Origin of the sequence: Geofilum sp. OHC36d9, from assembly GCF_052400685.1 — a bacterium.
In the GTDB taxonomy this organism is placed as follows: Bacteria; Bacteroidota; Bacteroidia; order Bacteroidales; family Marinilabiliaceae; genus CAZHHH01.
In genome coordinates, this window is record NZ_JBQTGJ010000002.1 from 410,316 (window position 1) to 423,656 (window position 13,341).

At 41.2% G+C, this 13,341-nt stretch carries 10 protein-coding genes and 1 tRNA gene; 4 read left to right on the plus strand and 7 right to left on the minus strand.

What is annotated here, in order from left to right; genetic code table 11:
- Window positions 1-71: 71 nt before the first annotated feature.
- From tatA to ACT3CD_RS04455, 4 genes are all read right to left on the minus strand, one after another.
- A complete protein-coding gene (gene tatA / locus ACT3CD_RS04440) occupies window positions 72-263 on the minus strand; it encodes a twin-arginine translocase TatA/TatE family subunit (RefSeq protein ID WP_444643323.1) in 192 nt (63 codons plus the stop codon).
- A 44-nt stretch (window positions 264-307) separates the two neighbouring features.
- Window positions 308-1,627: an RIP metalloprotease RseP gene (gene rseP / locus ACT3CD_RS04445; RefSeq protein WP_444643324.1), complete on the minus strand. Its 1,320-nt coding sequence runs from the start codon at window positions 1,625-1,627 to the stop codon at window positions 308-310.
- A 71-nt stretch (window positions 1,628-1,698) separates the two neighbouring features.
- A complete protein-coding gene (locus ACT3CD_RS04450; protein WP_444643325.1) occupies window positions 1,699-2,856 on the minus strand; it encodes a 1-deoxy-D-xylulose-5-phosphate reductoisomerase in 1,158 nt (385 codons plus the stop codon).
- Between the two features lie 40 nt (window positions 2,857-2,896).
- A complete protein-coding gene (locus tag ACT3CD_RS04455; protein WP_444643326.1) occupies window positions 2,897-3,778 on the minus strand; it encodes a M23 family metallopeptidase in 882 nt (293 codons plus the stop codon).
- A 261-nt stretch (window positions 3,779-4,039) separates the two neighbouring features.
- Between ACT3CD_RS04455 and ACT3CD_RS04460 the strand changes: the two genes are divergently transcribed.
- A tRNA-Met gene (locus tag ACT3CD_RS04460) sits at window positions 4,040-4,112 on the plus strand.
- Between the two features lie 333 nt (window positions 4,113-4,445).
- Entirely contained in the window at window positions 4,446-5,363 is a 918-nt protein-coding gene (locus ACT3CD_RS04465) for a putative 2-dehydropantoate 2-reductase (RefSeq protein ID WP_444643327.1), read from the plus strand.
- 520 nt (window positions 5,364-5,883) lie between these two features.
- Here ACT3CD_RS04465 and infB read toward each other — a convergent pair.
- The 3 genes from infB to rimP form a co-directional block, all read right to left on the minus strand.
- A complete protein-coding gene (gene infB, locus ACT3CD_RS04470; protein ID WP_444643328.1) occupies window positions 5,884-8,928 on the minus strand; it encodes a translation initiation factor IF-2 in 3,045 nt (1,014 codons plus the stop codon).
- 70 nt (window positions 8,929-8,998) lie between these two features.
- A complete protein-coding gene (gene nusA / locus ACT3CD_RS04475) occupies window positions 8,999-10,240 on the minus strand; it encodes a transcription termination factor NusA (protein WP_444643329.1) in 1,242 nt (413 codons plus the stop codon).
- A 26-nt stretch (window positions 10,241-10,266) separates the two neighbouring features.
- Window positions 10,267-10,725 carry a ribosome assembly cofactor RimP gene (rimP, locus tag ACT3CD_RS04480; RefSeq protein ID WP_444643330.1) on the minus strand — a complete coding sequence of 153 codons (459 nt, stop codon included), beginning with the start codon at window positions 10,723-10,725 and terminating at the stop codon, window positions 10,267-10,269.
- Between the two features lie 225 nt (window positions 10,726-10,950).
- On the opposite strand from rimP, the gene thiL reads away from it, so the two are divergent.
- Both thiL and ACT3CD_RS04490 read left to right on the plus strand, forming a co-directional pair.
- Entirely contained in the window at window positions 10,951-11,988 is a 1,038-nt protein-coding gene (thiL, locus tag ACT3CD_RS04485) for a thiamine-phosphate kinase (protein ID WP_444643331.1), read from the plus strand.
- Between the two features lie 234 nt (window positions 11,989-12,222).
- Window positions 12,223-13,332, plus strand: coding sequence for an Mrp/NBP35 family ATP-binding protein (locus tag ACT3CD_RS04490; protein ID WP_444643332.1), 1,110 nt, complete (start codon window positions 12,223-12,225; stop codon window positions 13,330-13,332).
- Window positions 13,333-13,341: the final 9 nt, after the last annotated feature.

The following is a 13,341-nucleotide window of genomic DNA, read 5'->3' on the forward strand; positions in this document are numbered from 1 at the left end:
CTCAGCGGGCTTTTTATTATTTCCAAAAAAACGCATCAATCAAAAACAAAATAGTTTGTTCAGGGAAGATCCTATTTTTTCTCGTCTATATCATCTTTTGTGGGCTCTTCATTGCGTGCTTTTCTGAACTCTTTCATTCCCTGACCCAGGCCCTTCATTAATTCGGGTATTTTACGGCCACCAAAAAGAAGAACAACGACAAGGATGATAACAATCCATTCCCACCCACCAGGAATGCCCAAAAAGAAAAAGGAATGTGTCATGACATTATATTTTTTATACAAACAAATTTAAGAAAGAGATTGAATTATTTGAACAACAACCGATATAAATCATTTCCATTGGCAAAAATAAGCAGCGCCAACAAAAGCAACATTCCAACGGTAACTGCATATTCCATAAATTTGTCGCTGGGTTTACGACGGGCAATAATTTCGTAAAGCAAAAAGAGAACATGACCACCATCCAATCCGGGGATGGGCAAAATATTCATAAATGCCAAAATAATAGACAAGAAAGCGGTAGTATACCAGAAACTCTGCCAATCCCATACAGGCGGAAATAAATTTCCAATGGCGCCAAATCCTCCAACCTGTTTAGCCCCTTCTTTGGTAAACACCAGTTTCATCTGCTTCACATAATCCACTAGCAATTTCACGCCCTTACTGACGCCCGCAGGCATGGCTTCAAAAAAGCCATAACGAAGCGTTTCATATCCCAATACCTGAGCCGCACTTTTAGGTCCAAATCCCAACTTTCCATTTTCGTCAACCAAAACCTTCAGATGACGCAAATCGCCGGCTCTGTACAAACTCACAGTCACGGTATCTCTGGCATGATTTCCCAATTCAGCAACCAACTCATCAAAGAAAATCGTTGGCTGATTGTCCACAGCTACCACACTATCATTTTTCATCAGTCCACCTGCCTGAGCATTAGACCCGTCAATAATCGTATCAATAATATTTGGTAAACGGAAATCCGCAAAATGCCTAACGCCCTGCGCCATTATACGGTTTTTGTACCCTTCAGGAATCTTCAGTGACAGAACCGAGTCGCCACGTTGCACCTGTAACGATGATACATCTTCAAGCAGAATATGATATGAGATATCACCTAATGTTTCAACCTTAAACGTATCAACCTTCAAGACCTTATCGCCATCCTGTAAACCTATTTCGTGTGCAACGGGATGAAAATACAGCCCATATTGTGCATTCTCAGCAGGGATATACGACTCACCCCATTTAAATAATATCAACCAAAAGATAAAAAAAGCCAGCAGAAAATTGACCACAACGCCCCCCACCATAATCAGCAAACGCTGCCATGCGGGTTTAGCCCGAAACTCCCAGGGTTGAACCGGTTGTTTCATCTGTTCCTTGTCCATCGATTCATCAATCATACCGGCAATTTTAACATAACCGCCAAAAGGCAGCCAGCCAATACCATATTCGGTGTCCCCTTTTTTGTATTTAAAGAGGGAAAACCAAGGATCGAAAAACAAATAAAACTTCTCGACACGCGTCTTAAACAACCGGGCAAAAAAGAAATGCCCAAACTCATGAAGAATCACTAAAATCGACAGACTCAGGATAAGCTGCAATGCTTTTATCAAAAATACCATTTAATTACTTTATTTCGTTTTTACTATAAATACATACACAATAACAGCCCAAAGAACAGGGGGTTCATTTACTAACGTGCATTTATCAAAGAAGTTGTAATTTGACGTGCTTCTTTGTCGGATGCAACATAATCGGCAAACGAAGGTTGCGCCACAAAGCTACTCTTTTCAAGCGTCTTTTCAATAATTGAAGACATTTCGACAAACCCGCAGCGTCCCTTCAAAAAAGCATCAACCGCAATTTCGTTGGCTGCATTTAAAATACAAGCCGCATTCCCTCCTCTTTTCATCGCCTCAAAGGCCATCGTCAGATTTCTAAAAACAGAAACATCTGCTTTTTCGAAAGTCAACTGAGGATAATCGGCAAAACTAAATCGCGGAAAAGAATTGGGTAAACGTTTTGGATATCCAAGTGCGTATTGAATTGGCAATCGCATATCGGGCATTCCCATCTGGCCTTTTATAGCTCCATCAGCAAACTGCACCATACTATGAACGATGGATTGCGGATGTACGACAACTTCAATTTGATGCGGCTGCACATTAAACAGCCATCTGGCTTCGATTGCTTCGAGACCTTTATTCATTAACGAAGCTGAGTCGATGGTAATTTTATCACCCATTTTCCAATTGGGATGATTGAGTGCCTGACAGCGGGTAACCTTACGTAAAAAATCGACACTTTTACCACGAAAAGGGCCACCTGAAGCTGTCAACAGAATTTTTTCGATGGGATTATTCGGTTCACCCTGTAAACATTGAAAAATAGCAGAATGTTCCGAATCGACAGGGATCAAAGGCACTCTTTTTTGGGCCGCCAGATTCATAACCAAATCACCTGCAACAACCAGCGTTTCCTTATTGGCCAACGCCAAAGGAATGCCAGCTTCAAGTGCCTGTATTGACGGTCGTAATCCAGAAAAGCCAACCATTGCAACCAGCACCATGTCGATAGTTGACATGCCCGCCACCTGAACAATGGCATCTTCACCTGCATAAATTTTTATGGGTAAATCCGACAATGCATCCTGCAACTGAGGGTACTTTTCCTTATTGCCTATAACAACAACATTGGGCTCATATTTACGAGCCTGCTCAATCAACAAATCAACACTATTATTAGCGGTTAACACTTCAACCGTAAATAAACCGGAATGATGGTCCACCACCTCCAAAGCCTGTGTACCTATGGAACCTGTGGAACCCAGGATAGCTATACGCTTTTGCATTAAAATTCCTAAATATTATATTATTAGTAGATGTTACACACTAAAAAGAGATATATTCAACCGGATTAAGAGGAGTTCCATTGTACCACAACTCAAAATGGAGATGCGGCCCGGTGGTTAGTTCTCCAGAGTTGCCCACACTGGCAATTGCTTCTCCAGCCTTAACGACCTCCCCTACCTCTTTTAACAAATTCTGATTGTGTTTGTACATCGAAATCAAATTATTGGCATGCTGAATCTCTATAACATAACCGGTTTCGACCGTCCATCCGGAAAAAACGACTACGCCGTCGAGCACTGCTGACACACGACTTCCCCGCGCTGCTACAATATCGACGCCGTAATGACCTTTAACCTCACCAAACCCATTAACCACCATCCCCTTAATAGGACTGAAGAAAAAAGTATTCTCCAGAGCGACTATTTTAGAAGAAGGTTGTCTGACCGACAAATTAAACCGCTCTTCATTTTCGATTTCCAGCCGAAATAAAGAATCTTCTTCAGACTTCGCAAAATCAACAACATCATTACGCACAACCTGATGGCCTGTCGGACCGGATTTTGCCTGACTTGCTGAATCAGGAATGTCGCCACGCACAATGGCCTGAAAAGAATTAATAAACCGATCGCGCTTATTTATTTCTACCAACAAAGAATCAACCCGCTGCGCATTGCGAACAATTAAAAGTCGCTGGTTGGCATCAGGATACCCCGGAATGTATTCTTTTAGAGAAGTGAAAGCGATCAAAAAAGAGACGAAAACAATAAGTCCGATACTTAAGACTCCGACTAAAGTCACCACATTAAGTTTGGACAGGCGTATCACAAACAACTCCTCATAAGTCTGCTCATTAAAAATGGCAAAACGATAGGGATCACGAAGCTTTTTAAAAAAAGACTGATTCTTTTCTGTACTACTCATATACTTTTTCTATTGGAAGTCACAAATTTATAAAAATATAATGTATAGCCGCTAAAAAGCCGAGATATATAAAGGAAAGCCCAAAAGAGGCATGTAACAGATTTTTGCTAAAAAAAATCAAGTCTCTATCAATTATCAAACAGTCTAATACGAGGAAACAACCACAAACAGCCACAAAAAAAGGCGAAACAATTTGCATTTGAAGAATTAACACCCTATATTTGCAACCGCAAAACGATAAAGATAGTCTTAAAAATATATTGCGGGGTGGAGCAGTTGGTAGCTCGTTGGGCTCATAACCCAAAGGCCGTCAGTTCGAGTCTGGCCCCCGCTACTAGAAAGCCCCGATAAAATCGGGGCTTTTATTATTTAATACTTGTAAGAAAATACTCCTTCTGCGTTATGCTTCTCCTCAACATTATTATCTACCATAGTAAATTCACCTTTCCGTACTTATAAAATCTTGACTTTGAACTTCCCGGTTCAAGCAACTCCCGACTTTAGAAACAGACACTACACTGTTCGATGCTATACCAAACATAGCAGCACAAAGGCCTGTCCAACTGCATAATTCAATTATTCGATAACTCATTAGTAGTCATTCCTGAATATTTCACTCCGAATTTGTTAATTTTGGGCTTCACAAACTAAACAATTTAACGATACTATGTCATTGAGTTATGCCGTCATCGGCACAGGAGCGATAGGCGGATTTTATGGCGGCAAATTAGCCTTAAAGTCTGATAATATTCATTTTCTACTACACAGCGATTATGAATTTGTAAAAAACAATGGATTCACCGTCGAGTCGGTCGATGGTAATTTTCACCATACGAATCTTAACATTTACCAAGAAGCTGGCGCCATGCCACAATGCGATGTTGTTTTAGTTGGCTTAAAGACCACCAACAATGGCATTTTAGATGCGATACTTCCACAAGTTACCCATTCAAAAAGTACCGTCATTCTAATTCAAAACGGATTGGGCATGGAGGAAGACTTAGCACGACGATTCCCTCAATTATCCATAGCTGGCGGACTAGCGTTCATCTGTTCCCAAAAAACAAAACCTGGCCATATCAGGCATTTGGATTATGGTAAACTGAATATTGGGCCATACAACCATCCACAACCCGATATTTTAAACCAGGTCTGTCAGGATTTTAACGATGCAGGCATTGAAACTCATCTTTTTCAGGATCTGCTGCTTCCCCGCTGGCAAAAATTAGTCTGGAATATCCCCTACAACGGACTGTCGGTGGTGTTAAATACAACAACAGACAGTATGATGAAAGACAAAAGTCTCCGAACGCTTATTTATGACATCATGCTCGAAGTGATTAATGCCGCCAATCATTGTGGAACCGAAATTGATGAAAGTTACGCAATACAAATGATGAAACTCACCGATAACATGCGTCCTTATGCACCCAGTATGAAACTCGATTGGGACTATCATCGCACACTGGAAATTGAATTTATTTATTCACGTCCAGTCCAGACAGCATTAACAAACGGCTATCATATGAAAAAGGTGACCATGCTAGAACAGCAACTACAATTTTTACAACGCTCCCGCCAATAAACGACCGATACAACTAAAAAGCATTTTAATAATATTGGCTGTTTAAACAATTATCGACAGCCAATATTATTCCCCCCCCGGGCAATTCATCTGATTTCAGGGAGCAATCTTGAGATTCCTATTTTGTCGAGGCATTTACACCAAAATTAAAACCTTCCAAAAGGCAACAATTTATAATACCCTCTTCTGCACGATGCCTCTCAATCAGCAAATTTTTCTCATAGCGCACGGCTTATTCCTGGCGAACACATATTAAACAAACTAAAACATATAACCTTCGCATATCTTAAGTCAAAATCCAGTATTAATGGCAAAATTACACACTACAAATAGAATCACTCCAAAACGGTTTACTCGAATAAAACCTGCCTATACTTGACAATTCATCTGTCTGCACCACATGTAATATTTACGTAAACATAATGAAGGCAGTCCTCCAATAATTTCAACTCAACCAACCTAAAAATAAAAAAAGCGGCCCCATATCGGAGACCGCTCTTTTTTTTTGAAATATAAAAGTCTATAATTTTCTGGACACTTCAATTTCTTCGTAAGCTTCAACTAAATCGCCCACTTTGATGTCATTAAAATTATTAATGTTCAAACCACATTCAAATCCCGAAGCAACTTCTTTAACATCATCTTTAAAACGCTTTAAAGACCCGAGATCTCCGGAATAGATCACAATGCCATCGCGAATCACACGAACTTTTGAACTTCGCTTAATCTTACCTTCCTTCACCATACAACCGGCAATAGTACCAACCTTGGTAATCTTAAAGGTTTCACGAACTTCCACAGTAGAAACAATTTGCTCTTTAATTTCAGGCGATAACATACCTTCCATTGCGGCCTTTATCTCTTCAATGGCATCATAAATAATAGAATACAAACGAATATCAATTTCTTCTCTTTCGGCTAATCGACGGGCAGAAATTGAAGGTCGAACCTGGAATCCAATGACAATCGCATTGGATGCTGCAGCCAGCATGATATCGGACTCAGAAATACCTCCCACAGCTTTGTGAATCACATTGACCTGAATTTCTTCCGTTGAAAGTTTGATTACTGAATCTGATAACGCTTCAATAGAACCATCAACATCACCCTTAACAATCAAATTCAACTCCTGGAAGTTTCCAATCGCAATACGTCGTCCAATCTCGTCCAGCGTAATGTGTTTCTGAGCACGCATCCCCTGTTCCCGCTGTATTTGCTGACGCTTAGTAGCAATATCCTTCGTTTCGCGCTCATTCTCCATCACATTGAACTTCTCACCGGCCTGCGGTGCGCCATTCAAACCAAGAACCAGTACAGGTTCCGAAGGACCAACAGAATCAACACGTTGATTTCTTTCATTAAACATGGCCTTAACGTGACCAAAATGACTACCAGACAATACCAGATCCCCCACTTTCAAAGTTCCGGCCTGCACTAACAAAGTAGCCACATAACCACGTCCTTTATCAAGCGTAGATTCAATAACGTTACCTATTGCAGGTTTATTTGGATTGGCTTTCAATTCAAGCATGTCGGCCTCCAACAAAACTTTTTCGAGAAGTTGCTTCACATTAGTACCATGCTTAGCCGATATTTCCTGACACTGATATTTTCCACCCCAATCTTCTACCAAATAATTCATATTTGCCAACGACTCACGCACCCTATCAGGATTAGCGCCGGGAACATCAATTTTACTAATGGCAAAAACGATGGGAACCCCTGCTGCCGAAGCGTGATTAATGGCTTCAATAGTTTGCGGCATCACATTATCGTTAGCCGCTATAATAATGATAGCAATATCTGTAACTTGAGCTCCTCTGGCCCTCATAGCCGTAAAGGCCTCGTGTCCGGGAGTATCTAAAAAAGTAATCTGACGACCATTGTCCAGTTTCACGCCATAAGCACCAATGTGCTGAGTGATACCACCGGCCTCTCCTGCTGTTACATCCGATTTCCGAATGTAGTCAAGCAACGAAGTTTTACCATGGTCAACGTGTCCCATAACGGTAACAATAGGTGGCCTTTCCAGTAAATCTTCAGGCGCATCAACCTCTTCGTTGATCGCTTCAGCGACACCCACACTTATAAATTCAACTTTGTAGCCAAACTCTTCACCTACCAGCGTAATTGTCTCTGCATCAAGTCGTTGATTGATAGATACGAACAACCCCAGACTCATACATGATGCAATAATCTGGTTAACCTGAACCTCCATCAGGTTGGCCATTTCATTTGCCGTAACAAACTCTGTTACCCGCAATATTTTCTTCTCCTCATCCTGTCTGTCCAGTTCCTCCTGGTGACGAATCGACGCCAAGTCACGCTTATCGCGACGGTGACGAGAAGCTTTGGATTTACCTTTTGAAGTTAACCGCGCCAACGTATCCTTAATCTGCTTGGCTACATCTTCCTCACTCACCTCTGCTCTTACAGGACGTTTTTTAACCTTAAGCGGTGCTCTTTTTCTATTTGGCTGCTGTTGCGCGGGTTTATTATGATTCTGCGAACGATCGCCATTATGCTGACCGGCTTTATTTGGGGTATTACCAGTACCGGTGTTTTGAGTAGACTTATTAGCAGCAGCATTAATATTAACGCGCTCCTTATCTTTCTTAATCCGCTTACGTTTCTTCTTTTTATTTTTACGATCGTCACCAATACGATCTGCAGGCAATTCAATCTTGCCTACCACTGTAGGACCGGACAATTTTTTAACTTTGGTGGGCATAAAATTGTCGGTGCTATCCGATGATTTTGACTGCCTAGCTTCAACGACCTTAGGTTGTTCAGCTGTTTTTTCGGGTTGAGAAGCCTTCACCTCCTGATGTTTTGATTCAGCAGTTGTCTCAGTCATTTTTTTGGGCACCTCAACTTTTGGTGCAACCGGTTTTTCCTGACGTTTCTCGCCTGCTACAGTTTTATTTTCTTTCTTAATTTCCTTATCCTTATCTTTTTTACCCGCATCCAAGTCAATTTTACCTACAACTTTAGGTGCTTCCGCGGGCTTATCCACGCGTACGGGTATATGTTCTACTTTAGGCTTGTGCTTAATAGCCTTTTTCTCTTCCACCTTCTCAGCCTTTTCCACCTTTTCAGCCTCCACAGCCTTAGGCGCCTCCCTGGGCTTCTCAGCTTTAACCGGAGCCGGTTCAGGCATTTTTTCCTTCACAGGCTCTGTTTTAGGGGCTTCTTTCTTAGGCTCAGGCTTGCCAGGAGCCGGTTTGTTAAGATCAATTTTCCCAACAACTTTAACATCTACATTTTTCGGTACACGTGTCGTCAATTCCACGTCAGACACTTCTTCATGCTCTTCCTGAATATCCTCAATGGTAACAGCCTCTTTTTTCTCTTTCGCCTTACGGTCGATTAGTTCTTCAGAAGCCTTTTTGACATTAAGATCCTGACGGAACTCATTTTTAAGAAGTCCGACAATATCATCAGACACCTTTGTATTGGGATTTGCATCCATCTCAACTCCCTTTTTGTTTAGGAATTCAGTGATGGTAGAAATACCAACGTTTAATTCTCTTGCTACTTTACTAAGTCTTTGTCCAACTGCCATAAAAGGAACTTTCAATTTAATTCAGGTGATCGCGTTTGATAAAATTCTTTATCTGACAAAGATAAAGGAATTATTCAAATTCAGATTTCAATATTGAAATCACATCCGTAATGGTCTCTTCTTCCAGATCAGTGCGTTTTACAAGGTCGTCAACCGGTAAATCAAGTACTGATTTTGCGGTGTCACAACCAATTGCCTTCAGAGCTTCGAGAATCCACCCTTCAATTTCATCAGAGAACTCGTCCAAAGAAACATCTTCTTCATCAACTTCGCCTTCGGTTTCCCTATATACGTCCAATTCATACCCGGTTAACTGGCTGGCTAACCGAATATTTAATCCACCTTTACCAATGGCCAGAGATACTTCTTCAGGCTTGAGATAAACCTGTGCTCTGCCGGTGTCTTCCAAAAGCTTAATGCTACTTACTTTTGCAGGATTAAGCGCTCTTTGAATAAACAGCTGCGTATTGGTGGTAAAATTTATAACATCAATATTTTCGTTACGCAATTCACGCACAATGCCATGAATCCGCGACCCTTTCATACCCACACAAGCCCCAACAGGGTCAATGCGATCGTCGTACGACTCAACGGCCACTTTAGCACGCTCACCAGGTTGACGAACTATTTTCTTAATGGTAATAAGGCCATCATTAATTTCAGGCACCTCTAACTCAAACAAACGTTCAAGAAAAACGGGTGCTGTACGTGAAATAATAATTAAAGGATTATTGTTGCGAATCTCTACTTTGACAACGACTGCCCTGATACTGTCACCTTTACGAAAAAAGTCAGAAGGTATCTGCTCTGTTTTGGGGAGAATTAATTCATTGCCTTCGTCGTCCAAAACCAACAACTCCTTTTTCCATATTTGATACACCTCACCAGTGACTATTTCACCGATTTTTTCTTTGTACTTCCCATAGATGGCATCTTTTTGCAATTCCATGATACGGGTTGACAAATTCTGACGCAAAGTTAAGATAGCCCGACGGCCAAAATCAATGAACTTGACTTCATCCGTCACCTCTTCACCAATCTCATAATCAGCATCAATTTTTTTTGCCTCCGACAGACCAATCTGCAAATTTTCGTCGGTAACTTCGTCATTGGCAACCACTTCACGGTTGCGCCAGATTTCAAAATCACCTTTATCGGTATTTATGATAACATCAAAATTTTCGTCGGTGCCAAACAGTTTCACCAAAACACTGCGGAACGAATCTTCCAGCACCCGAATTAATGTAACCCTGTCAATGCTTTTCAGTTCCTTGAACTCCGAAAATGTATCAATCAAGTTAATATGTTCCATCGCTCTGATTGTGTCGGGTTTTAAAATTATATAATCTCTTTTACTGACTTCACTTCCTCAAATTTAAAAGAGTGCTCAATAACCTGCAACTCTTTTTTCTTTTTCCCTTCCGGTTTAACTTTTATTGTTTCCTTAACAACAAATCCGGTCTCAGAAACAGTGGCTAGCTCACCCTTGGTTTTCAAACCTTCGGATGTCAACACCTCCACCTCTCGTCCTATATTCTTAAGATACTGACGGTAAACTTTAAAAGGCTGACCTATCCCGGGGGAAGAAACTTCAAGTTCAAAATCTTCGGTTTCACGATCGAAGCTCTGTTCAATCAGCCGGGAAACCGACACGCAAAAACCAATGGGCACTCCATTATCGCCATCAATAAGCACCATTATTCGGTTGGAAGGCTTAACGGCTACGTCCACTATAAAATAACCTTCAGAAGTCACTTTATCAGCAATTAACGTAACAATTTGATCTTTTGTAATCATGTTCACAAACATTTAATAAAATAGGGGACACATAGTCCCCTAATCCACCCCAGGCCTTAAACCGCTGCAAAGGTAATGATGAATCGCGTATTTTCCAAACATTTAAACACCCAAATATATTGATAATGATAATTGTCACACAAAAAAAGAACTTTAAAGTGTTGGATCATTGAGCTGTGAACAGTCATTTTTATACCTTTGTCGCACACTAAAACTGATAGCACAATGAGTCAGAACGAAACTTCCTTGTCTGATCTGGGAATATACGGATTAACAGAACACGTCAACCAAATGATTAAGACGGTGCAACCGACCACTATTATGGGAAATAGTGACGATTGTTCGGTATTGAATCACTCAGATCTTCAACTTCTAAGCAATAGTCTGATGCTTGAAGGCATTCATTTTGATCTAATATATACCCCGCTTCAACATCTGGGTTTTAAAGCTGTGGTAAATGCCATCACCGACGTTATAGCCATGAACGGACGGGCCACGCAAATATCGGTCACACTTGGTTTAAGCAACAAAATGACACTGGAGCGGACCGACTTGCTTATGTCCGGCATTTTGGCGGCCTGCGAGGAATACCAATTGGATCTGACCGGATTCAGGCCAACATCTTCGCTAACCGGTCTGACCATCGATATTGCAGTAATTGGAACAGCAACTGAGAATTCTGTTGTATACCGTTCGGGAGCAAAGCCCACCGATATTATGTATGCCACTGGTGATCTGGGTGCTGCACTCTTAGGGCTTCACCTTCTTGAAAGAGAAAAACGCGTGTTAAAAGACAACAATTACAACCAGCCAGAATTCGGCGATAACGAATACATCCTGCGTCGACAACTAAAACCGCAAGCCAGAATACAGACGGTGAAACAACTTGAAGAATTAGCTATAAAACCCACTTCCATGATCGCTATCAAGGAGGGATTGGCAGCAGCTTCAATCCTGCTTTGTCAGTCGTCAAAAACAGGGTGCCGCATCTATGAAAACAAAATCCCTCTGGATCAGAAGACACTCAAGGCAGCCGGCGAAATAGACTTTAACCCTTTGGTAGCGGCTCTCAACGGTGGCGAAGATTATGAATTACTTTTTACTGTTTCACTACAGGAATATGAGAAAAAACAAGAAGCTCTAAAATCAGTGGGCTCCGTCATAGGCTATATAACTGAAACAAACAAAGCCTGCCGTTTAATCACTATGGCTGACCAGGAAATAGACCTGAAAGCACAAGGCTGGGGTAAAAAAAATAAATAGAGCTTAAGCAATAAAGTCCAATCTCTGCGCTATGCCAGTTTCCAAAATGAATATTTACTCCAGTAAATTCACATTTTTCAAGTTCAAACGCACGACTTTATAAGCAGGCGCCAAGGCGTCAAAGGGAAAAAACAAAGACATCAAAATAAACATTTGTTCATTACCGTTTTTGCTTATTCTTTAGTTTTTAATTATTTTTGCGCTTATCTTTAAGAAGTTTAAATAAAATTAGACATGAGTTATTACCCCAAATTAATTTTAGAGGCCTTGCGTCACGTCGTCCATCCGGAAAAAGGCAAAGACATTGTTTCACTGGAGATGGTTGAGGATGACATTCGCATTGAAGGAACCAGAATCAGTTTTTCGCTTTTGTTTGACAGAGCCAATGATCCGATGATTAAACCCATCAAACGCGCCTGTGTTCAAGCCATAAAAACACACGTAGGTGAAGAAGCTCAGATTGAAGGGAACATTTATGTAAAGGTAAAACAACGAAAGGTAAAAGCTCAGGACGAACTATTATCGGGTGTTTCAAACATCATCGCTGTAGCCTCAGGCAAAGGAGGCGTAGGCAAATCAACAGTCACCACTAATTTGGCGGTAGCACTGGCAAATATGGGTTATAAAGTGGGTTTACTCGACGCCGATATTTACGGGCCCTCCGTGCCGAAAATGTTTGCCACGGAAGATGCACGACCCATGCTCGAAAAAGTTGACGGTCGGGATAAAATTATACCCATAGAAAAATATGGTGTTAAACTACTCAGCATTGGCTACTTTGTAAACCCCGATGACGCTTTGGTATGGCGGGGTGCAATGGCCACAAACGCTCTCAAACAACTAATTACTGACGGACAATGGAACGATCTTGACTTTTTATTACTCGATTTACCTCCCGGCACCAGCGATATCCATTTAACACTGGTACAAACACTTTCAATAACGGGAGCCGTCGTTGTAAGTACACCTCAGGATGTAGCATTAGCCGATGCCCGTAAAGGAATATCGATGTTTCAGGGTGAAAAAATTAATGTTCCGGTATTGGGTTTGGTAGAAAATATGGCATGGTTCACACCGGCTGAACTTCCCGATAATAAATATTACATTTTTGGTAAAGATGGCTGTAAAAAATTAGCGGAATCAATGAACGTGCCACTTTTGGGCCAAATACCAATTGTGCAAAGCATTCGGGAAGGCGGGGACGAAGGAAAGCCTTCGGCTTTAAACACCGAGACAGTAACCGGAATTGCTTTTAATAATCTTGGGAAAGCCGTTGTTGAAGCGGTTAACAAACGTAATCAAGAAATGCCGGCAACAAAAGTTGTTGAAGTCACCCGGAAATAAATTTCACCT